Origin of the sequence: Pseudoalteromonas sp. APC 3495, assembly GCF_030407645.1 — a bacterium.
In the GTDB taxonomy this organism is placed as follows: Bacteria; Pseudomonadota; Gammaproteobacteria; order Enterobacterales; family Alteromonadaceae; genus Pseudoalteromonas; species Pseudoalteromonas tetraodonis.
Genome location: NZ_JASDDA010000048.1, coordinates 1 through 23,217 on the forward strand (window position 1 = coordinate 1; position 23,217 = coordinate 23,217).

At 40.6% G+C, this 23,217-nt stretch carries 21 protein-coding genes; 4 read left to right on the plus strand and 17 right to left on the minus strand.

Features of this window, described 5'->3' with window-relative positions; genetic code table 11:
• Positions 1–185: 185 nt before the first annotated feature.
• Positions 186–1,043 carry a tetratricopeptide repeat protein gene (locus QL984_RS15495; protein WP_128583393.1) on the minus strand — a complete coding sequence of 286 codons (858 nt, stop codon included), beginning with the start codon at positions 1,041–1,043 and terminating at the stop codon, positions 186–188.
• A 109-nt stretch (positions 1,044–1,152) separates the two neighbouring features.
• On the opposite strand from QL984_RS15495, the gene QL984_RS15500 reads away from it, so the two are divergent.
• Positions 1,153–2,463: an amidohydrolase gene (locus tag QL984_RS15500; RefSeq protein WP_024601515.1), complete on the plus strand. Its 1,311-nt coding sequence runs from the start codon at positions 1,153–1,155 to the stop codon at positions 2,461–2,463.
• Between the two features lie 28 nt (positions 2,464–2,491).
• Here QL984_RS15500 and QL984_RS15505 read toward each other — a convergent pair whose 3' ends face one another.
• From QL984_RS15505 to pomA, 4 genes are all read right to left on the minus strand, one after another.
• Positions 2,492–4,432: a DNA topoisomerase III gene (locus QL984_RS15505; RefSeq protein WP_024601516.1), complete on the minus strand. Its 1,941-nt coding sequence runs from the start codon at positions 4,430–4,432 to the stop codon at positions 2,492–2,494.
• 75 nt (positions 4,433–4,507) lie between these two features.
• Positions 4,508–4,993, minus strand: a complete 486-nt coding sequence (locus QL984_RS15510; protein WP_013464238.1) for a hypothetical protein — start codon at positions 4,991–4,993, stop codon at positions 4,508–4,510.
• Positions 4,994–5,140: 147 nt separating this feature from the next.
• Complete coding sequence (locus tag QL984_RS15515; protein WP_028834921.1) at positions 5,141–6,061, minus strand: flagellar motor protein MotB; 921 nt, start codon at positions 6,059–6,061, stop codon at positions 5,141–5,143.
• A 2-nt stretch (positions 6,062–6,063) separates the two neighbouring features.
• On the minus strand, positions 6,064–6,831 hold the full coding sequence (pomA, locus tag QL984_RS15520) for a flagellar motor protein PomA (protein WP_016900636.1): 768 nt from the start codon (positions 6,829–6,831) through the stop codon (positions 6,064–6,066).
• A gap of 303 nt (positions 6,832–7,134) precedes the next feature.
• Between pomA and xseB the strand changes: the two genes are divergently transcribed.
• The 3 genes from xseB to dxs all read left to right on the plus strand — a co-directional run bounded on the left by xseB (position 7,135) and on the right by dxs (position 10,245).
• Positions 7,135–7,377 (plus strand): exodeoxyribonuclease VII small subunit, encoded by a 243-nt coding sequence (gene xseB, locus QL984_RS15525; protein WP_008110204.1) that lies wholly within the window; start codon positions 7,135–7,137, stop codon positions 7,375–7,377.
• A gap of 2 nt (positions 7,378–7,379) precedes the next feature.
• Positions 7,380–8,267, plus strand: a complete 888-nt coding sequence (gene ispA, locus QL984_RS15530) for a (2E,6E)-farnesyl diphosphate synthase (protein ID WP_013464235.1) — start codon at positions 7,380–7,382, stop codon at positions 8,265–8,267.
• 115 nt (positions 8,268–8,382) lie between these two features.
• Positions 8,383–10,245 (plus strand): 1-deoxy-D-xylulose-5-phosphate synthase, encoded by a 1,863-nt coding sequence (gene dxs, locus QL984_RS15535; RefSeq protein ID WP_290172934.1) that lies wholly within the window; start codon positions 8,383–8,385, stop codon positions 10,243–10,245.
• 62 nt (positions 10,246–10,307) lie between these two features.
• Here dxs and QL984_RS15540 read toward each other — a convergent pair whose 3' ends face one another.
• The 12 genes from QL984_RS15540 to thrB all read right to left on the minus strand — a co-directional run bounded on the left by QL984_RS15540 (position 10,308) and on the right by thrB (position 23,215).
• Positions 10,308–13,394, minus strand: a complete 3,087-nt coding sequence (locus QL984_RS15540; RefSeq protein ID WP_290172935.1) for a ligand-binding sensor domain-containing diguanylate cyclase — start codon at positions 13,392–13,394, stop codon at positions 10,308–10,310.
• 31 nt (positions 13,395–13,425) lie between these two features.
• Complete coding sequence (locus tag QL984_RS15545) at positions 13,426–13,911, minus strand: phosphatidylglycerophosphatase A (RefSeq protein ID WP_008110211.1); 486 nt, start codon at positions 13,909–13,911, stop codon at positions 13,426–13,428.
• Positions 13,908–14,882 carry a thiamine-phosphate kinase gene (gene thiL, locus QL984_RS15550; RefSeq protein WP_008110214.1) on the minus strand — a complete coding sequence of 325 codons (975 nt, stop codon included), beginning with the start codon at positions 14,880–14,882 and terminating at the stop codon, positions 13,908–13,910. Before thiL ends, QL984_RS15545 begins: the two co-directional genes overlap by 4 nt.
• Positions 14,883–14,966: 84 nt before the next feature.
• The gene (gene nusB / locus QL984_RS15555) at positions 14,967–15,380 is read right to left on the minus strand and encodes a transcription antitermination factor NusB (RefSeq protein WP_008110215.1); all 414 of its coding nucleotides are present in this window, start codon (positions 15,378–15,380) and stop codon (positions 14,967–14,969) included.
• Between the two features lie 15 nt (positions 15,381–15,395).
• The gene (ribE, locus tag QL984_RS15560; RefSeq protein WP_008110216.1) at positions 15,396–15,860 is read right to left on the minus strand and encodes a 6,7-dimethyl-8-ribityllumazine synthase; all 465 of its coding nucleotides are present in this window, start codon (positions 15,858–15,860) and stop codon (positions 15,396–15,398) included.
• A 93-nt stretch (positions 15,861–15,953) separates the two neighbouring features.
• Positions 15,954–17,066 (minus strand): bifunctional 3,4-dihydroxy-2-butanone-4-phosphate synthase/GTP cyclohydrolase II, encoded by a 1,113-nt coding sequence (gene ribBA, locus QL984_RS15565; protein WP_013464232.1) that lies wholly within the window; start codon positions 17,064–17,066, stop codon positions 15,954–15,956.
• A gap of 28 nt (positions 17,067–17,094) precedes the next feature.
• The gene (locus QL984_RS15570; protein ID WP_008110218.1) at positions 17,095–17,748 is read right to left on the minus strand and encodes a riboflavin synthase; all 654 of its coding nucleotides are present in this window, start codon (positions 17,746–17,748) and stop codon (positions 17,095–17,097) included.
• Positions 17,749–17,772: 24 nt separating this feature from the next.
• On the minus strand, positions 17,773–18,900 hold the full coding sequence (gene ribD, locus QL984_RS15575; protein WP_290172936.1) for a bifunctional diaminohydroxyphosphoribosylaminopyrimidine deaminase/5-amino-6-(5-phosphoribosylamino)uracil reductase RibD: 1,128 nt from the start codon (positions 18,898–18,900) through the stop codon (positions 17,773–17,775).
• A gap of 2 nt (positions 18,901–18,902) precedes the next feature.
• Entirely contained in the window at positions 18,903–19,352 is a 450-nt protein-coding gene (gene nrdR, locus QL984_RS15580; protein WP_010390928.1) for a transcriptional regulator NrdR, read from the minus strand.
• 107 nt (positions 19,353–19,459) lie between these two features.
• On the minus strand, positions 19,460–20,716 hold the full coding sequence (gene glyA, locus QL984_RS15585) for a serine hydroxymethyltransferase (protein ID WP_013464229.1): 1,257 nt from the start codon (positions 20,714–20,716) through the stop codon (positions 19,460–19,462).
• A 268-nt stretch (positions 20,717–20,984) separates the two neighbouring features.
• Positions 20,985–22,268: a threonine synthase gene (thrC, locus tag QL984_RS15590; RefSeq protein ID WP_290172937.1), complete on the minus strand. Its 1,284-nt coding sequence runs from the start codon at positions 22,266–22,268 to the stop codon at positions 20,985–20,987.
• Positions 22,269–22,279: 11 nt separating this feature from the next.
• Positions 22,280–23,215: a homoserine kinase gene (gene thrB / locus QL984_RS15595; protein ID WP_290172938.1), complete on the minus strand. Its 936-nt coding sequence runs from the start codon at positions 23,213–23,215 to the stop codon at positions 22,280–22,282.
• Between the last annotated feature and the right edge of the window lie 2 nt (positions 23,216–23,217).

Genomic DNA, 23,217 nt, shown 5'->3' on the forward strand with positions numbered 1-23,217 from the left:
TCGATTTTAACGCAAGCGTTTTTAAAGGCTTTTTTGCATTTAATTTTTACCCCAAAGATACCCCACCTAGACACACATGTTACCCACAAAACCCTGTGGATAACCCTGCGTTTATCCTCTTTTTAAATGTAGAAAACAAAAAAGCATCTTTAGTTAGATGCTTTTATAAAGGTTCTAATTAGCCGTTAATATAAAATACTATAGAGCTTGCGGCGATATTTAGCGGCTAATGCATCGCCGTCAGGTAAAGAGGCGATTATTGCTAAGAAGTTTGGTTTGGCTTCATCATAGTTAAGATCCTTTTTAAGGATAGTAAAGAGTGCTTCTAATGCCTCTTCTTTCCTTCCCGCTTCATTTAAAAGGTTACTTAGCTGCATTTGCAAATCAAGTTCATTTGGATGTTTAGCGACTTTTTCTTGAAGTTCTTTTATCTGCGGTGAATCGGTTGCCTCTAATGCGGCCTCACATTTTGCCTTAATATTATTAAAGTATGCATCTTGCTCTTTTACATCTATTGTTTCTATTAACGCAGCGGCTTCATCGAGTTTGTGGATTTGTATACATATATCTGCCAGTACTAATTTAATCCTCGCATTTCGACTATCAAGTTCATACGCTTGTTTGGCATAAGTAAACGCGGCATTTAAGTCGCTATTAATCAGTGCTTGCTTAGCCTGCTCTAATAATAAGTCTTGTTGAGCTGGTAAATGTTTAGATAATGCATCACGAACTTGGCTTTCTGTTTGAGCACCCGCTAATAAATCAACTGGAGCTGAGTCTTTTAATAACACTAAAGTAGGTAAGGTTTGCAATCCAACTTGTTGGGCAAGTTGAGAGGCAAGTGCCTGCTCTGCATCGCAGTCTAAGTTTGCGACTACTATATAGTTGCTGTATTCAGCAGCTAACTTATCTAAGATAGCTGCTTGGCTAATACACTCTGGGCTTTGTGGAGAAAAAAAGTTAAGTAGTACTAACTTTTGTTGTGATGTTTCACCCAATACTTGCTGAAGGTTTTGTGCGTTAAGACTAACTATATTGCTCATTGAATTATTGCCATGTTCATCTATTTAGGTTTTTATATGGTGATGAAGATAATAATTACAAGTCATCTGTTTAAATCATTTAAATACAATAGAAGGTAGTGAGGAAAATATGAAATTAGCGTATGTAAGTGCATTGTGTTTATTAGTCAGCCCATTATTGAATGCGCAAGCACTTAAGTTGGATCTTGATACCAGCATGCCGGCAATAGAAAAACTTTACTTAGACCTACATCAATCACCTGAATTGTCATATAAGGAAAAGCAAACAGGTCAAAAAATCGCTGAACGACTTCAGAAATTAGGGTTTGACGTAACCGATAATGTAGGTGGCTATGGTGTAGTCGGAATTTACAAAAATGGTCAAGGCCCTACCGTCATGATCAGAACTGATACTGATGGCCTGCCTATAACAGAGCAAACAGGCAAAACTTACGCATCAACTATTACCACAATTAATGATCAAGGTAGTGAAGTTGGCGTTATGCATGGCTGTGGTCATGATATTCATATGAGCTCTTTTATTGGTACTGCTGAGCAATTAATTACGCATAAAAATAAGTGGCAAGGTACTTTAATGATGGTTGCTCAACCCGCTGAAGAAGTAGGCGGTGGTGCAAAAGCAATGCTCAAGGAAGGATTATTTAACAAATACGCTAAACCAGATCATATTATTGCTTTGCATGTAAGCGCTAGCGTTGCTGCGGGTAAAGTGGCAATGAAAAATGAATACACTATGGCCAGTGTTGATTCTGTTGATATTAGTATAAAAGGCAAAGGTGGCCATGGTGCTTACCCGCATACAACTATCGACCCTGTGATCATCGCAGCTCGAACGATACTTGCACTACAAACAATTACTAGTCGTGAGCTTTCTCCACTTGAGCCTTCAGTGATAACGGTGGGTTCCATTCATGGTGGCTCTAAACACAATGTTATTTCTGATGAAGTTAAGTTGCAACTTACGCTACGCAGCTACAATCCAGATATACGTAACGCACAAATAGTGGCAATTAAACGTATTACTGCAGGTATAGCACAAAGTGCAGGCCTCGAGGAATCTCTCTACCCTGTAGTGAAAGTTCATGAAGATGAATCAATTCCATCAACTTACAATAACCCAGTACAAACTAACCTTGTTCGAAACGCTATAAAAAGTGCGATAGGTGATGCAAACGTGCTCGAAACAGAAGCGGTAATGGCCGGTGAAGACTTTGGATTATACGGGCGCACCGACGAAAATATTCCTATCACCTTATTTTGGCTAGGTGGCGTTAACCAACAGCAGTACGCCAAGGCAATAAAAAATAACGAAACACTGCCCTCGTTACATTCAAGTAAATTTGCGCCTGATTATAAAGTAGCACTGCCTACAGGAATAAAGGCAATGAGTAACGCCGCTGTGGCACTATTCAATCAGTGACCTTCAACGCTATATGTAAGCCCTGCGATTAATTTACCGCAGGGCTTTTTTTATAACTCGACTTTTTATACGGCGCTTTTTTTGTACGTTTGGCAAAGCGCTTTTTAGGTGACGTTTTAGGTAACAGTGCAAATGCCTGACTATTGCAGTTCGCTGCTTGACTTACAAAATTAGTTAAATCGGATAATAAAGGTTGTATAAACTGCTGATAACTCATTGCTTGCTGTGCAATATCACCTAAACTCGACTCCCATTTTGCAGTTAAGTCGGGGCTTGATAATCCCTCTGGTAATACACTAATTAATGCCAGACCTGTTTCAGTTGCTTTAATTGCTTTTCCCTCACGTTTTAAAAAGCGACGTTTAAATAACAGCTCAATAATGCCTGCACGCGTTGCTTCTGTACCGAGGCCATCTGTTTCTTTTAATATTTTTTTGATTTGCAGGTCTTTTACATAACGGCTAATTCCCGTCATAGCAGCAAGTAAGGTTGCATCGGTAAAATGAGCCGGAGGAGATGTATGCTTTTGCACCACTTCACCTTTAGTACAAGTAAGTGCCATGCCTTTTTCTAAATAAGGTAATGTAGCTACTTCTTTGAGTTCCGACTTACCCATGAGCAATTTAAAACCTAAGCTTACATCTTGCTTTGCACTTGCTTTAAATAAACCACCAGCTATGGTTACCTCTACTTTGCTTTCGTTGTAAATGTAGTCGGGATAAAACTGAATTAAATAGTGTCGACTTATTAACTGATAAATTTTTGCTTCATCATTGGCTAAACTCACACTTTTTAACTGTTTAGCTGTCGGCACAATGGCGTGATGAGCGGCCACTTTTGCATCATTAAAACATTTACTACGTTGTTTTGCATTTGCCTCATTTACCAGCTCTACTGACTGCCCACCATTTACGGCTATCGCTTTTAAAATAGCAGGTGCATCTTGGTGATGCTCTCTCGGTAAGTAACGGTTATCTGAGCGTGGGTAGGTAATTAATTTATGACGTTCATATAAAACTTGGCAAATATCGAGTACTTTTTGTGCTGGCATCCCAAAAGCTTTAGCAGCATCTATTTGTAAAGCAGATAAGTTATAAGGAAGAGGCGCGGTTTGTTTTTTTTGCTTTTGCTCAAGCGCTGTTACATTTGCGGGCTGATTAGCAATGCGTGAAGTCACATTTTCGGCTAAGGCTTTATTAAGTACTCTGCCCTCTTCATCTTGATATGGTTCGCACGCTTTACTCGGTATCCACTTAGCAGTAAATGATTGCTGCTCAGGTGTAACAAGATGAGCAAGTACTTCATAAAATGGTTTGGATACAAAATTTGCGATTTCATTATCACGATTTACAACTAAACCTAAAATAGGTGTTTGTACTCGCCCAACCGACAACACATTACCAAAGCCCGCTTTTTGCCCAGCTAGCGTATAAGCTCGCGTTAAATTCATACCAAACAACCAATCAGCACGAGACCGTGCTAAAGCAGATACACTCAAAGGGATAAAATCACGGTTAGCCCGCATAGAGTTGAGTGATTTTTTTACCGCAGTTAAGTTTAAATCACTAATCAATAAGCGTTGAATACTTTGCTTTTTAGTTTGACTAATTTTTGCTTGCTCGATTACTTCATCAACCAGTAGCTGACCCTCACGATCAGGATCGCCAGCATGCACGAGTGTTGTAGCCTGCTTAATTAATTTTTTTAAAATGGTAAGCTGCTTACGGGTTTTTGTTTTAGCTTTTAATTGCCAGTGTTCAGGCACAATAGGTAAATGCTCAAATTGCCATTTTTTAAAACGCTCATCATAGTCATCGGGTTCTGCTTGCTCGAGCAAATGACCTATGCACCAAGACACACAATCACCATTCGCCACTTCAATATAACCATCATGCTTTTTATGAGGTTTTGGAAGCGCATCTGCAATAGCACGCCCTAATGAAGGTTTTTCAGCAATATAAAGTTTCATAATCAAGCTCTAACACTGTTCATATAAACAGTAGTTTAGCATATCAGTTTAAAACTGGGGATATTTTTATAGTTTCTAACTTAAAGCTTTATTTCGCTTATTAACAAAAAGATATAAAAGAGGCAGGTAGCAGACAACAACAGTGGCAATATTTATTAAAGGCATAAATGTTTGATACATCACAGTGCTATAAGATAAATCCCAAAGGTGTCGGTCAACTAAGCGAAATAATTGAAGAATGGGTGCACCAATAACAATAAGCTGCCCAAGTACACATTGCCACAAATGCACTTTATCTTTAAGACCCCAATAAGCAATAAGTGCCATCCAAGTAATATCTGTTAATGCCCATACAAGGTAACGGTATATATAAATACCATCATCAAACGCCATTAAACTTGAGTAGGTCACAGTGCCAAATAAGAAAAAAGCGGCAGTAATAACAACGAACCTAAGAGCTAAATAATCTTTGAGGATAAAGAATATAAAAATAGCCGGACTCAAAATAAGAACCCAGCTTTTGCTTAATATACTTACAAAATACAAAAACCATTCAGGCAAACTAAATAACCTTACTTAGCTTTTGTATCTTCATCAGTTCCATCGCCGTTACCAGGCATACTACAATACTTAGTCAACATATTCGCCCCATTACATTTGTTAAGAATGTTGCATTCTATGCTAAAAAAGGTACATAGCCAAGTCATTCTATCTTACATCAATTGGCGCTGACTCTTTTGCCTTGCCTTGTAAAATTGATATTTCTACACGGCGGTTACGTCTGCGATCTTCGCGGGAATCATTAGGTACTAAGGGCCTGGTTTCTGCACGCCCTACCACCATCATTCTGGTTTTATCAAAACCTGGAACTTTTTGTAATTCACTCGCTACCGCAACTGCGCGTTTAGATGATAAATCCCAGTTATTAATGTAAAGCTCGTTGGATACCTGAAAGTCATCCGTATGACCAGACACCGTAATTTCACCGGGTACATCTTTAAGTAATCGGCCAATATCTTGAATGATAGGTTTAAATTGTGGTTGTAAAAATGCACTCCCCGATGGAAACGAGCCATTTTCTCTAATACGAATTATGATTTGCTGCCCTAAAGATTCAAGCTCAATAGCCCCATCAATAATTTGCTTTTCAAGCTGTTGCGCAATTTTTTTAACTAAGTCATTTATTTGCTCTTGATCAGCAGCAGACACTGCCGTAGCTGCAGCAACTTCCTCTGAGGTACTGCTTGATTCACCACCTCGCTTTTCACCACGTTGCTCTTGACGTCCACCTGCGGAGCTTTCATCTCCCGCCTGAAACTCAAGCATTTGTTGGGTCATTTCAACCGTTTGTTGCTGAATGGTTTCTATAGGAGTTGGCTCAGGTTTACCCGGCGTAAACTCCATAGCAATAACAGATGTCCCTTTTGGAATGTCTTTTACTTCTATTTTATTTTGTACACCAAAAGCAAACTTCATTGAGCCTGCAATTTGTTTAAATTTAAGTACATCCATTTCAGAAAATGCGAGTAAAAGTACGAAAAAGCACATTAATAATGACATTAAATCGGCAAACGTTCCCATCCACGCAGGAAGTCCTGGAGGTGGGCATTTGCACTCTTCATCTGACATAATTATTCCTCAGTATTGACTGCGCGTTTTGATTCAGCTAGATAATTTTTCAAGATCCCTTCAATTACTTTAGGATTTTGCCCGTCTTGAATACCTAATACTGCATCTAAAATTAAGCGCTGATTCATGGCCTCTTCGTCTTTACGCAGTTCAAGTTTTACCTGAATAGGAATGGCTACAACGTTTGCTAAAAACGCACCGTATAATGTGGTTAACAACGCAACCGCCATTGCCGGTCCGATAGCTTTGGGGTCATCCATGTTCGAAAGCATAGCCACTAAGCCTATCAACGTACCGATCATCCCCATTGCAGGTGCAATATCACCTAATGATTTAAATAAGGTTGCCCCCATTTCATGGCGAGTGGTGGTTAACGAAATATCTTTTTGTAATGTTGCACGTACCACATCAGCATCATGTCCATCTACTAGCATATCAACGCCTTTGCGCATAAAAGGATTTGGGATTTCGGCTTCTTCTAAGGCTAAAAACCCGCCTTTTCGAGCAGAGTCAGCTAATTCTACCGCTTTTTCGATTAATGCTTCAGGAGGCTCAATTTTAAACATAAACGCTTTTGCACATACTTTACCAATGCCAAGAAATTGCGACATGGTAAAATTAGATAAAACGATAAAAAGGGAACCACCAAATACAATAACCACAGAAGGGGTATTGTAAAACATAGCGACTTCACCGCTACTACTCATAAACATGGACATGACAATTAAGCCAATTGCGCCAAGGATCCCAATAATGGTTGCTAAATCCACATTCCCTCCAAAGGTTTTATATTTTTTCTTCGCAAGCGTTGTTATTAATTGTTTATCGGCAAGATACTGAAATACTTAAGTGATTTTTATGATAAACGGTAAAATTAAGATTAGTTATATTTTAGATCAACATAGGTAATCAATCTAATTAATCAAAATTAATAATTTTAAAAAATAACGTTGAAACGCAATAAAACCCAATCAACAGCATTTATCTATCAAAAAACAATATCATTCTTTGACCTAGTTTAGCATTCCCCCTAAAATTGGCGTCTAAATTTATTATGTAAGTTGAAAATAAAGATGGCGACTAAAAAACCTGAAAATTTAAGTTTCGAACAAGCACTAGAAGAACTAACAACAATTGTCAGTGAAATGGAACAAGGTGATTTATCGCTTGAACAGTCTTTAAAGCAATTTGAGCGCGGTATTGCACTTGCGAGCGCATCCTCAGGCAAACTTCAACAAGCTGAGCAAAAGGTGTCGATATTAATGGGTAATGACGAAAAAGCACCGCTTACTCAGTTTGATAACGATATGGAATAATCGTGAGCATAAAAGAACAAATAAAACTCGCTCAAGATGATGTAGCTAATACGCTCAACCTTTATTTTGAACAACCTCTTGAAAGCGACAATACTATAAAAGAAGCCACACATTACAGTGTAATGAATGGTGGTAAAAGACTGCGCCCGTTTTTAGTGTACACCACAGGTAAAATACTCGGTGCTGACAAGCGTGATTTAGATGTACTTGCCGCAGCCATTGAATGTATTCATAGTTATTCATTAGTGCATGACGACTTACCTGCTATGGATGATGATGATTTACGCCGTGGTCGCCCTACATGTCATATTGTATACGGTGAAGCACAAGCGATTTTAGCTGGAGATGCACTGCAAACTTTAGCATTTGAACTTATTGCTAAGCACACATTTAAATGTTCGACTGAAGCACAATTAAAAATGATCGCAGCACTAGCGCATGCATCGGGGTTACAAGGTATGGTTGCCGGACAAGGCCGCGATATTGCAGCAACCGATAAGGTTATTACTGTTGATGAGTTAGAACGCATTCATAAACTTAAAACCGGTGCGCTAATAAATTGTGCGATCACTCTTGGCGCACTGTGCGCTCCTAATACAAGCCAACAAACTTTAGATAACTTATCAACTTTTGGATACGCTATAGGGCTTGCATTTCAAGTTCATGACGATATTTTAGATGTTGAGGGCGATACGCTTACTTTAGGCAAGCCACAAGGGTCAGATATTGCAGCGAATAAAGCGACATACCCCGCTTTATTAGGTATGCTAGGCGCTAAGCAAAAAGCACAAAATTTAATACAACAAGCCCATGAGGCATTAGCTAACATTGACGCAGACACAACAGATTTAGCGGCATTGGCTAACTATTTAATTGAACGTGACCATTAAATACAGCTAAAACGTATTAACTCTTAGTATAAAATTATTACTGAATATTAAGTCGCCTTTTAAACCTCGTTTGTTTTGAGGAGGGTTAATATTAGCGAAGGATATATAAAAAACCATGACACTTGATAGCAGCAAGTATCCATTACTTGATTTGGTGAACGAACCAGCCCACTTGCGAGACTTAGCACAAGATAAGCTTCCTGCATTTAGCCATGAATTGCGTGACTATTTACTCAATTCGGTATCGCAAAGTAGCGGCCATTTAGCGTCTGGTTTAGGAACCGTAGAACTTACCGTTGCACTACATTATGTATACAACACACCCGATGACCGCTTGGTCTGGGATGTGGGTCATCAAGCTTATCCGCATAAAATACTGACTGGCCGTCGTGATCAAATGCATACCATTCGCCAAAAAGACGGATTGCATCCTTTCCCTTTTAGAGATGAAAGTGAATACGACACCTTTAGTGTTGGCCATTCAAGTACCTCAATTTCTGCGGCGTTAGGTATGTCTATTGCTGCACAAAAAGAAGGCAAAGGGCGTAAAACAGTCGCGGTAATAGGCGATGGCGCAATTACTGCTGGTATGGCCTTTGAAGCAATGAATCACCTTGGCGATGTTAAATCAGACATGCTGATCATTTTGAACGATAACGAAATGTCGATATCTGAAAATGTCGGTGCCTTAACCAATCATTTTGCGCGTATTTTATCAGGTAGCTTTTATACCAACATCCGCGAAGGCAGTAAAAAGCTGCTCTCTGGTGTACCGCCGGTAAAAGAGCTTGCCAGCCGTATGGAAGAACACATTAAAGGGATGATGATCCCGGGTACTTTTTTTGAAGAATTAGGTCTAAATTACATTGGCCCAATTGATGGACATGATGTGAATATGTTGGTTGATACGCTGCGCAATATGCGTAACTTAAAAGGCCCACAGCTTTTACATATAAAAACCCAAAAAGGCAAAGGTTACAAGCCTGCCGAAGCCGATCCGATTGGTTATCATGGCGTACCAAAATTTGATCCTGCAACATCAAGCTTACCAAAATCTAAGCCAGGTGCGGCGACTTTCTCAAATGTGTTTGGTGATTGGCTTTGTGACATGGCCAAGCAAGACAGTAAGCTCATGGCAATCACGCCAGCTATGCGTGAAGGTTCAGGCATGGTACGTTTTTCTAAAGAGTATCCAGAACAATACTTTGACGTAGCGATAGCAGAACAACACGCCGTTACTCTTGCTGCAGGTTTTGCCTGTGAGGGCTTAAAGCCCGTTGTGGCTATCTATTCTAGCTTTTTACAACGCGCGTACGATCAACTAATTCACGACGTTGCACTGCAAAATCTACCGGTATTATTTGCTATAGACCGCGCAGGTATTGTTGGAGCCGATGGTGAAACCCATCAAGGCGCCTACGACTTAAGCTTTATGCGCTGTATACCTAATATGGTCATTATGGCCCCAAGTGATACTAACGAATGCCGTCATATGCTTTATACAGGCTATCAAGCTAATTGTCCTGTTGCTGTTCGTTACCCGCGTGGTAGTGCAGGCTCAGCAGACATTCAAAGCACTATGCAAAAGCTAGAAATTGGCAAAGCGAATGTAATTAAAAAAGGTACTAAAGTGGCTATATTGTCATTTGGTACCTTGCTTGAAAACGCACAACTTGCCACTGATGAGCTCAATGCCACTCTAGTAAACATGCGATTTATTAAGCCACTTGATACGGCATTAATTGATGAGCTGATTAATGATCACGATATTATTGTAACCCTTGAAGATAACGCGATTGCGGGCGGTGCAGGCTCTGCAGTTAATGAATATTTAGCGAGCATTAAAGCCGATGTAAAAGTGCTTAACTTAGGTATTCCTGATGAATTCATTAAACATGGCACACAACAGCAAATGCACGATGAAATGGGGTTAGGTGAACACGGTATTTTAACTTCAATTAAATCATTTATGAGCTAACACTTATCGTGTTTAATAAAAAAGGAGCCATTGGCTCCTTTTTTATTGCTCATCTATAACCTCTAGCGCATCCATACCTTAATATCGGCTAGACCATTGCTTTGTAACAAACCAATTTGCTGTTCAACATTGGGGTTTTGCTCAAACTCAAATGCATCTAATTGCTCGTCAAAGGTAATATTAGCGACGCCATCGCCGCCACGTTTTTTAACTTGATGTAATGCTATGTCAGCTAGATTAATTGATGTTTCCCAGCTAATAACTTGCCCACCTAAGAGAGGTAACGGATAGAACGACCACCCGACTGACGCTGTTATATTGGTTGTTTCACCGTTAGGAAGCTGAAACGAATAATCTGCAATTGCTTGGCATAATTCAGATACATAGCTGTCGATTAAATTACATTTAAAATCACGCAATAACAGTAAAAACTCATCACCACTCCAACGGGCAACATAATCAGAACCTTGGGTACGCGAGTTAAGTAATGCCGCTACTTGTTGTAAACAGCTATCTCCAGCAATAGGGCCATAGGCATCGTTAATGCGGCTAAAGTTATCTAAATTAATAATTAACAACACCAACGATTTACCTTGAGCCTGCAATGACTGCGAGTTACGCTGAAAATGCTCGATATCTTTTGGTAGTTGATCAAACAAAAAACGGCGACTTCTCAGCCCTGTTAGCTCATCAGAGTGACTAACAAGTTTAAGCTGAGAGTTTACTTGGTTTAATTTATCGTTTGCTTGGCGAAGCTCAAGGGTTCGCTCAGTAATAAGCCCCTCAAGAACTTGCTGCTTACGTCGCTCTTGAACTTTAAATACCCAAAACACCAAATAAAAGAGCAACACAAAACCACTGGTGATCAGTAATCTAAAATATATAGTTTCACCAAATCGTTCAGGCACCACAAAAGCGTATTCGGCCGATTGCGCTTTGCCCCAATCTTCACCTTGACGTTTTGTCTCTAATTCAAATAAAAACATACCTGCTGGTAAGTTAGTGTAAATTGCTTCTCGGCGGGTATTTGCATAGCGCCAATCATTATCAAGCCCATTGAGTTTATACCTAAACTCTATACTTGCAGGTGCATAATAATCGATAGCGGTATAGGTAAGCGTTACATCACGCTCGTCAGTTTTAAGTACTGGCTTTTTACCTAACGCAGCCGCAGCAAGTTTTCGTGATGGCGTGGTTAAAGTTTCTATAGTTGGTTTAAGTGAACGCAGTCCAAATAATTCTACGTCTTTAGGAATTTCTACAACGCCTTGCAAGCTGGGATACCAAATTGAATTATCCATATCAACCACCGCATCATGGCCTAAACCATTACAGCATTGACTTGCTTTACCATCGAGCTGTCGATCAAATGAAGAGATCACTTCCTCCACTTTTAGGCTTTCAATGTTGGCTTTGAATTGCTCAACTGGCATGCGATAAACCCCTTTCATGGTGCTTACCCAAATGCGTTTTGTAGTATCATCGTACTCAAGACTAAATATAGAACCATATGGCAGCCCATTGGCGGCATCTAATTGCTGCCACTGCCCTTGTCCACTGCGATAAAACAAACCATCGTTAAGCGAGCCAATTAAAATGCCTACCCCTTTTATATGTAAAATGCTGGTCACATACGCACTTTCTAAGGTGGTTTGGTCGCCAATTTTTTCTATCCCGCGTTCAGTAAAGTAATACGCGCCTTTACTGGTGCCAATAACCCCAAAATTTGGTTTATCTAAAACATAGGTTACAAACTTACTGCCTAAAAAAGCATTGTACGCAAAAGGGTTTAAACCATTGTAATTTAAACGGTATAATCCTCGCCCGGTGCCTACCCAAAAACCGCCTTTAGTTGAAGTGCTAATAGCAAATACAGGATTATCACTTAGCGCACGGGCAGGGAAACTATATAAGGTATTCGACTCGTAAAAAAATAAGCCTCTGCCAGTAGCAACATAAAGGCGATCGCCATCAAATTGCAGGTCATGCACCGAGGCGTTACCATACTTGGTACTGTTGATGACATTGATAAACGTTTTATCGGCATCGAAATAACCTACGCCGCTTTTGTTGGCAATCCATAACTTACCATCTGGTGATTTACTAATGGCCATAACCGCTTCGGTCATTTTAGAAATGGCTGAATGGCGCTCTATTCGCCCTTCATGAGCAAGCCAAAGTCCCTCACTAAAACTCGCTAACCATATATTATTTTCATCATCTCTAAATATATCGGCAAACCAAATACTTTGATCTAATTGACTGGGCTCAACCCATTGCCAATCATCCGACTTCCCTCTGAACAATAAGCGCCCATAAGTCGATACCCACAAGCCACCATTGCCATCACTCATAAACTTATAAACGGCTGAGTTGTTAGCGTTAGGCAGCGGAAATGAGCGTAGCTCATCATCTAAATCTAAAAAGTAAGCACCTAGCTCAGAAGCAAGATATAAATTGCCATTTAAAAAGGATAAGTCGTGAACAATTGTTTGTGCTAAACGATCAGGCAAGGCCACTTTAGCGGTAAGCTCTAAGCGCAATTTAGAAAAATCAGACGCGCTTTGCGTCAAGCGCAATAAATTACGATCGTTAACCAGCCAAATTCCCTCTGGTGAGAGCGCCATTTTACTGACTGACCCTACTATTTGGGTGATCGCAGTGGCATTTACGATAGGGCTCGGATTGTTTAGCTGGTCGCGCAGCTCTATCTGGCCTCTGTCTATGTAATAAAGCCCATTAGCTGCTATCCAAATACTGCCTTTAGAGTCTTCAAGAATATCTCTAACAGGGCCTTTAATATTAAACTCTTGTGCGGTTAGCTTTTCTGGGTCTATAACAACGAGGCCGTTTTTCGTGCCTATCCATAATAGTCCTTGGCCATCAATCAGTAATTTATTGATGCCATTGCTGGGTAAAAACAGACTATTTTGAGTGTTGTAATTAGTAAAAGTGTTACCATCAAATCGGCTTAATCCGAATTGCGTACCAAGCCACATGTAGCCTTGGTTATCTTGCACCACACTTTTGAGGGATTGTGAGGGAAGTCCGTCTTTAATGTTCCATTGTTTAACTACGTAATCAGTAATTGAAGCCGTACTTGGCATGGCACACATCAAGAGTACACAAACCAATAAAAATCGCATCATAGTGCTGCCACCTAGTTAAACAAATAATAAATTAAAAGGGTAGTAAACCTACTTTTATCAATGCTTGCAAACAAATAAGCGAAAAAATACCTGCAAGTACATCATCGGCCATAATACCAAACCCACCATGAGCACGTTTATCAAGTATACGAATCGGCCCTGGCTTTGCTATATCAAAAAAGCGAAATAGTAAAAAGCCCACTAATAATGTTTGCCAATTCAGTGCTGCACCAATCATCGTTATATAGTAACCAGCGACTTCATCCCAAACAATAGCTGGATGATCATGAACTTGAAGGTCATCAGCTGTTTTTCCACATGCCCAAATACCAAATATACTGATCACCACCGCAAATACAATTTGTAACCATAACGGAAAATGCATGGTAATAAAAATAAATGGTAACGCCGCTAAAGTACCAAATGTACCAGGGGCTTTAGGCGCAAGCCCTGTACCAAAACCCAAACCAAAAAATTGATGTGGGCGTTTTAAATTAAATAATCGGTTTTTATTCAAACCTGCTCCTTGGAAAAGTGCTCAAAGCCTTTGTGCTCAAAAACAAACTTTTCACCTTGGTGTAATAATTCTATATTCCCATCACCACTTTTGATTTGGCCGATACAGGTTGCTTCTACACCGTATTGGCGCAACTTAATATCGAGCATACTCTTATTACTGTCTGGGACGGTATAAAGTAGTTCATAGTCATCGCCATAGTTGAGTATAAAAGGAAGCTGTTGCTCAAAATCAAGACTCGCTTGCATCGCATCAGAAGTAGGTACATTTTCAATATTGATTGTTGCACTGACCTGTGACAAATCCAAAATGTGACCTAAATCAGCAAGTAAACCGTCTGAAATATCAATAGCTGATGACGCTAAGCCACGCAAAGCTTGTCCGGCGGCCACGCGTGGCGTTGGAAAGTTTAAACATTTATTAATATGCTTTAAATGTTCAGGTGCAACTGGCAAACCTTGTTTTTTTGACTCAATTGCCAAACCAGCATCACCTAGCGGTCCGGTTACAAAAATCCAGTCGCCCACTTTTGCGCCACTTCGACGCAGTGCTTTACCTTCAGGAACCGTGCCTTTTGCACAAATAGTAATACTGAGTGGGCCTTGAGTCGTATCGCCACCAATAATTTGTACATTAAAGTACTCAGCAATTTCATGCATGCCGTCAGTCAGCTCTGCAATCCATTGTGGATCGATACTTGGCAATGTGAGTGCAACCGATACCCATGTAGGCTCTGCACCCATGGCAGCTAAATCACTTAAATTTACTGCCAGAGCTCGATGCCCTAATGCGCGAGGAGAGATATCATGAAAAAAATGCACCCCAGCAACTAAGGTATCTGTTGTTACAGCAAGCTGACAGTTTGCTGGTACTGTGACAAGCGCACAGTCATCTCCAATCCCTAAATTAACATCGCGACGAGTGATACCGCGACCTTTAAAGTAGTGATTAATTAATTCAAATTCCTTCATACACAAAAAAGCCGACCTATGCCGGCTCTCCTTTTTAACGGTTATTTATAACAACTCACTGAAATTAATATGCAGCTTAAGTTGTTATGACTTGCGTAACTGTTTTACAGCTTTATCAAGTACACCGTTTACAAATTTATGGCTATCTTCAGCGCCAAACATTTTCGCTAATTCAATGCTTTCATTGATAGCCACTTTGTAAGGAACATCTTCACGAAATTTAAGCTCGTAGCTGCTTAAACGTAAGATTGCACGTTCAACTTCGTCTAATTCATCAAATGGACGAGTTAAATGAGGCGATACAGCTTCGTCTAGTTGCTTATGATTTACGGCAACTCCACGCGCTAAATCTTTAAAATATTCAACATCAATTTTAGTCACATCGTTTTCGATCAACATTTGTTGTTCGATATCGGCAATTGCATTGCCGCTTAATTGCCATGAATACACGGCTTGAAGTGCTAAGATACGTGCTTTACGTCTTGCTGCTGGTTTCACAAAAATTCCTTAAACTTAAATTTTATCTAACACATTAACCATTTCAAGCGCACCTAAAGCAGCTTCGCCGCCTTTGTTACCCATTTTGGTACCTGCGCGCTCAATTGCTTGCTCAATGCTTTCAGTGGTTAATACGCCAAATGCAACCGGGATATCATACTCAAGCGATACTTGTGCAAGCCCTTTATTTGACTCGCCAGCGACGAGATCAAAGTGAGGCGTGCCCCCTCTGATCACTACACCTAAGGCGATAATTGCATCATATTCTTTTTTTGCTGCAACGCGTTTCGCTGCTAAAGGTAATTCAACCGCACCGGGTACGTAAATCACGGTAATATCGTCTTCTGATACTCCACCAGTACGTTTTAGCTCATCAACAGCACCTGCAAGCAAGCTACTACCAATAAAGTCATTAAAACGAGAAATGACAATGGCAAACTTTTTGCCTGGAGCGTATTTATTACCTTCAATAATTTTCATTTGATAACCCTAAAAATAAGTTTAAGCGATTTCGGTTGCGCAAAAATTGATGCGCATTATACCACATAAATAAAATAATAACCTAGCGCGTAATTATTGTGGCTCTACGTAGTCAACCACTTCTAAATGGAACCCTGATAATGCATGGTATTTTTTAGGTAAACTCATCAAACGCATTTTTTGAATACCTAAATCAGCCAGAATTTGCGAACCCACACCTACGGTGCGCGAAGTACCTTGAAATTTACGTGGCGTCACATTTTCACCCGCATCAGCTGCGGCAAACGCTTTTACTGTGGCTTCTAACTCTTCAGTGCTTTCTTGCTTACCTAAAATAACTAAGGCGCCATTATGCTCAGCAATATAAGCCATTGCTTGCGATAAACCCCAACTACGGTCAGCATTGCGATCAGAGAGTAAAATATCGTTAAAGGTACTTTGTAAATGCACACGTACTAAGGTCGGTTCTTGTTGCTTTATTTCACCTTTAAGCAATGCATAGTGTAACTGCCCATCAATGGTGTCTTTGTAAGTCACTAAGTCAAACTCACCATGTTCAGTTGGCAATTTACATTTTGCAACTTGCTCAATTGTGGTTTCGTTTAGGTTACGGTACTCGATTAAATCAGCAATGGTGCCAATTTTAATATCATGTTGCTTAGCAAATACTTCTAAATCAGGACGACGCGCCATGGTGCCATCTTCATTTAGGATTTCTACAATCACTGATGATGGCTCAAGCCCTGCTAAACGCGCTAAGTCACACCCTGCTTCTGTATGCCCTGCACGTGTTAACACGCCGCCTGGTTGCGCCATAATAGGAAAAATATGACCTGGTTGTACAATATCGCTTGGCACAGCGCCTTTCGCGATGGCAGCTTGAACAGTGCGGGCACGATCCGCTGCAGAAATACCTGTGGTAACCCCTTTTGATGCTTCAATCGACATAGTGAAATTAGTTGAGAATGCGGCACCATTATTTTTTACCATTAATGGTAAATCAAGCTGCGAGCAACGCTCTTGAGTCATCGTTAAACAAATTAGTCCACGGCCATGAGTCGCCATAAAGTTAATGGCTTCTGCACTAATGTGTTCAGCAGCAATAATTAAATCGCCTTCATTTTCTCTGTCTTCATCATCCATTAAAATAACCATTTTACCGGCTTTAATGTCATCAATTATTTCTTGTGCGCTGTTTAAATTCATAAGTTGCTCGTATAAGTTGTCAATGTCGTTATTTTATAAAGCCCGCTTTAGCGAGTAAGCTCATCGAAATATCTGAACCCGTAGGTTGCTCAGCCCCTCTGACTAGGCGCTCTAAATAACGTGCTATTTGGTCGACCTCTAAATTCACTTTGGTACCGACTTGAAAATCAGCTATGGTCGTTTGCCCGCTGGTGTGGGGCACAATCGTCAGTTTAAATTTATTACCTTCAACTGCATTAACCGTCAGGCTAATACCATCAATACAAACCGACCCTTTGTAAGGAATGTATTTCATTAAATTTTCATCGGTGGCTAACCAATATTCTGTTGCTCGCGCATTGGCATTAATTGCTGTGATAGTGGCAATGCCATCTACATGGCCAGACACTAAATGACCACCGAGGCGCGAAACAGGTTGCATCGCCTTTTCTAGATTAACGGTTTGCCCTAATGCGTAATGTGCAAACCCTGTTAAGCTAATCGTTTCATTTGATAAGTCTGCACTAAAGCCATCAATATGCTTATCAACAACCGTCAGGCATACACCATTGGTTGCAATACTGTCACCTAACTTAACATCACTCATATCAAGGTTTTTACTTTGGATACGAATAGCTAAATCACCTTGTTTTTTTTGTAATAACGCAATTTTACCTGTCGCTTCAACTATTCCAGTAAACATAGTGCTACTCTTTATATAAAATGATTAATGAGCTTTTTTTAGTGCTGTGATACGTAAATCATCACCAATTGGCACACACTCATTAAAAGTTAAATTAATGGTATTTTGCATACTCATTAACTCTGGGAAATTCAGTAAACTTTTAGCATCGCTGCCCATTAATTTAGGAGCAATGTAAAAAACAAACTCATCAATTAAATCAAGTTCTGTCATTTTGCCAGCCAGTGTTGCTCCGGCCTCTAGCCACACATTATTAAACTGCAATTGGGCTAGCGTGTTTAACACGGCCAGTAAATCTACTTTATTATTATTTTCAGGTACTTCAATCTGTTTAACAAAATGAGGCCACTGATGCGATTTATCAACCTTGGTGGTAAATATTATCACCTCACTTTGAATTGAAAATAAGGCAAGATCAGGGGTAAGTCTATTTTGTGAGTCAATAACAACGCGAACCGGTTGGCGCAGTGGTAAATCAGTTGGTAAAGAATACGGTAACTCTTCTGGGCGCACATTTAATTTTGCATCATCCATTAATACCGTATCGGCACCGGTTAAAATTGCACAGTTTTGTGCTCGGTATAGTTGCACATCTTGGCGCGCAGCGGGGCCTGTTATCCATTTACTTTGGCCGTTTTTAAGCGCCGTTTTACCATCAATACTGGCGGCCATTTTGCAAGTCACAAAGGGTAACCCCTGCTCCATGCGCTTAAAAAACCCAAGGTTTAATGCGCGAGCTTGCGCTTCAAGTAATCCGTGAGCAACTTCTATACCAGCATCCGCTAAAATTTTCAGACCTTTGCCTGCAACTTGCGGGTTGCTGTCAACCATTGCGGCAATCACTTTTTTAACACCGGCTACTTTTAGCCCTTCAGCACAAGGCGGTGTTCGACCATAATGACTGCAAGGCTCTAGGGTTACATAAGCGGTTGCGCCTTTGGCATTTTCGCCAGCCATAGCCAGTGCGTTTACCTCTGCATGACCTTGGCCCGCTAACTGATGAAACCCTTCACCTATTACTTTATTGTTTTTTACGAGTACGCAGCCAACATTAGGATTAGGGGTTGTCGTAAAGCGCCCTTTTTTTGCCAGTTCAATAGCGCGAGCCATGTAGCGTTTATCATCCTCTGAAAACGAACTTTGCTTGGTCATTACTATTCCCCTAAGCGGGCTATTTCTTCACCAAATTCGCGTATATCTTCAAACGAGCGATATACAGAGGCAAATCTTACATAGGCCACTTTATCTAACTTTTTAAGCGCTTCCATAATGCACTCACCCACCAAATGGCTAGACACTTCGCGTTCGCCAGTGGCTCGCAGCTGCGACTTAATAATATTAACCACTTCGTCAACTTGCTCAGTGCTTACGGGGCGTTTTTCGAGGGCGCGAGTTAAGCCATTTAGTAACTTATCTTCATTAAACGGTTCGCGGCTGCCATCTTGCTTGATGACCCGTGGCATCACTAATTCAGCCCCTTCAAAGGTGGTAAATCGTTCGTGGCACTCATTACATTCACGACGTCTACGTACTTGGTGTCCCCCGCCGACAAGGCGAGAATCAATAACTTTAGTATCTTTGGCGGTGCAAAATGGGCAATGCATAACTGTGTGTTTCCGTTTTAAAAACAAAAAATGGCCGCTATTATAGCGGCCATTATCATAACAAAAATGTGTGCAGTTGTGATCTAAATTACTATTTTACTCTTGGATTAAGCGTAAACAGGTAATTTTGCACAAATTGCTTTCACTTTTTCTTTTACTTGCGCTTGTACTGACTCATCTTCGATGTTGTCTAGTACGTCACAGATCCAGCCCGCTAACTCTTTTGACTCTGCTTCTTTAAAGCCACGACGAGTGATTGCTGGTGAACCAATACGCAAACCAGAAGTAACAAATGGTGAACGTGGATCGTTCGGTACTGAGTTTTTGTTAACCGTGATATTCGCATTACCTAGGGCAGCATCTGCATCTTTACCTGTGATATCTTTATCGATTAAATCAAGTAAGAATAAGTGGTTGTCAGTTTTACCCGATACTACTTTGTAGCCGCGCTCTTGTAATACGGCAACCATTGCTTGTGCATTTTTAACAACTTGTGCTTGGTATGTTTTAAACTCAGGTTGAAGTGCTTCTTTAAATGCGACCGCTTTAGCAGCAATAACATGACATAAAGGACCACCTTGGCCACCTGGGAAAACAGCGCTGTTTAGCTTTTTGTAAATTTCTTCATCGCCACACGCAGAAATGATTAAACCACCGCGAGGACCCGCTAATGTTTTGTGTGTTGTGGTTGTTACAACGTGAGCAAATGGCACCGGGCTTGGGTAAACACCCGCAGCAATTAAACCTGCAACGTGCGCCATATCAACAAATAAGTATGCACCTACTTTGTCTGCAATTTCACGGAACTTAGCCCAGTCAACAATACCTGAATAAGCAGAGAAACCCGCAATGATCATTTTTGGTTTGTGCTCAAGTGCTAACGCTTCAACTTGTGCGTAATCAATTTCGCCAGTTTCTTCGTTAAGGCCATACTGAATTGCGTTGTATGTTTTACCAGAGAAGTTAACGTGTGAGCCGTGCGTTAAATGACCACCGTGCGCTAGGCTCATGCCTAATACAGTATCAAGTGGGCTTAAAAGAGCTTGGAAAACAGCAGCATTCGCTTGTGAACCGGCATGAGGCTGTACGTTTGCGTAATCTGTACCAAATAATTCATTTGCGCGGTCAATAGCAAGTTGCTCAACCACGTCTACGTGCTCACAGCCACCGTAGTAACGTTTGCCCGGGTAACCTTCAGCGTATTTGTTAGTCAGCTGAGAACCCTGCGCTTCAAGTACGCGTGGGCTACAGTAGTTTTCAGATGCAATTAACTCAATATGCTCTTCCTGACGTGATGTTTCTTTGCTCATCGCGTCAAATAACTCTGGATCAAAGTCCGAAATATTCATGCTACGTTCTAACATTGGGGTCTCCTGGGCAACGTGTATGGGTATTTTTTAGAGGCTTTATTGTACGCTTAAAACGACGTTTTGCCTACGCTCTTAAGTTGAGGATATTTAAACAGGGATTGAAACTATTTCACAGCATTTTGATGATGATATTTTTTTATAAACTAATAACAATTTTAAATGAATTTTATTTACTACATTTATATAGCTTATGCGTTATGTCTAAAGCGATGCATAAACAAACAAAAAAAGCGGCCTAAGCCGCTTTTATTATCGGCCTTTTTTAGGCAAGCTTTTTAAACAATTCTGTACGCAAAACAGCATAATCGTTGTGCATATCAGTGGCTAAACACGGTTTTGCTAATGCATCAGCTAACGGCTTTGGCATATCTAATTCAACATTAAGGATATCCTCAACGCTGTCTTTAAATTTGGCCGGATGCGCAGTCGCTAAAAAAACCCCCACAGCATCTGCCGCCTTATTTTCTACAAGACCTTGGTAAGCAATTGCGGTGTGAGGCTCTGCAATATAGCCAAGCTGTTGAATTTTTTTCATCACTGTTTGTGTTTGCTGTTCATCAACACTCACCGAATAAAAGTTATCATAACTAAACCAGTTATTATCTAACATTGATTGCACACGTGGCCAGTTATTAGGTTTACTCACATCCATTGCATTTGAAAGCGATTCAATTGTCGCATTAGGCGTCCAATTTTTATCAAGCATAAAGCGCGGTACTGTGTCGTTTTGGTTTGTAGTCGCGCTTAGTTTACCTACAGGCATACCAATAACCGCGCCAATCATAGCCGCACACACATTACCAAAGTTACCACTCGGTACTGAAATATGCGCTGTAGCACGCTTTTCTTTTGGCAGCTGTGCAATGGCTTCAAAGTAATAACATACCTGCGCGACTAAACGGCTAATGTTAATTGAATTTGCTGAGTTTAAACCTAACTTCGATTTTAGCTCTTCATCTAAAAATGATTTTTTAACCAACTCTTGGCAATCATCAAAACTACCCTCAATCGCATAACAGTGAATGTTGTCACCAAGCGTTGTAAATAACTTTTGCTGCGCTAATGAAATTTTACCTTTAGGGTATAAAATAACGACATCAATATTTGGTTTGTTATAAAAAGCATGCGCTACGGCAGCCCCGGTATCACCCGATGTTGCAGTTAAAATAGTGACTTTTTCACCTTGATTAAATTGCGCCAAGCACTCGGCCATAAAACGGCCACCAAAATCTTTAAATGCCAGTGTTGGCCCGTGAAATAACTCTAAGCAATAGGTATTATCTTCAACTTCCACCAGCTTAACCGGAAAGTTAAACGCATTCTTAACCATCTGGGCAACAGTATCACTTGGTAGCTCGTCACCAATAAGGTGCGATAAAATTTTGCCGCTGCGAGTAATAAAGTCCATATCTAGTAATGCATCAACATCACTTAATGGCGCTAACGACTCTGGAAAAAACACACCTTGATTACGCCCTAGTCCTGTTTTTACAGCTTCAACAAACGACACTTTTTGTGAATATTCTTTTAAATTATGTAATTGCATGACTCTTTTTCCTATAAAACATTTAATTGACGCGTGCCGTCGTTATCTAATTTACAAATATGGCAAAAGCCTTGTTCGTTGATGTAATTTTCCTCTAGCCACTGCGCGCATTGCTCTGCCGCTTCAAGCGTTTTACATACACTAAACAAGGTCGGCCCTGCGCCTGAAATACTCACAACTTCAGCACCCAGTGCTGGTAAGCTTGCTTTGGCATCACTAAAGCCGCTTATAAGTGGCGCACGGTATGGCTCTGCTATTTCGTCTTTCATAATGCTTAATGCATCATCAAAACGCCCTGTTAACAGTAAGCTACTAAACGCCGATAAACGCTGAGCAAACTCAACCCCGGCATGCATACTTAGCTCTTTTGGTAAAACAGAGCGCGCTTTTGCGGTATTGAGCGAAAAGCCCGGAAATGCGGCGACGTAATACCAGTTTTCATCAACAGGTAAAGCAATAGATTTATCAGGAATTAAATCACCGGTTAGCTGTAAGCCGCCTAAATAACACGGTGTGATGTTATCGTAATGGCGCCCCCCACTTACAACGGCTTCAAAATCTGCCATAAGCTCAATGAGCTCTACTTGGCTTAAATTAGTTTTGGCAAATTTATCCAGTGCTGCAAATGTCGCCACCACAGAGCAGGCACTTGAGCCTAATCCCGAACCAATCGGCAAATTTTTCCTAAGTTCGAGCTTTACCGCAGGCATATCAGGCGCAACATGCGCTCTAAAGTGCACTAAACACTGATACGCTAAATTTTCTTGCGCATCACTAGGTAGCTTATGTGCATAGTCGCCTGTACAAATAAATTCATCACTCGATGCGGCACTAACAACCGCCACATCACCTAATAAACCGCCATCAATGGGCGCAAGTGCGGCGCCCAGCGCATCAAAGCCAACGGTAAAATTACCAATAGACGCCGGAGCATATACTTCAATCATGA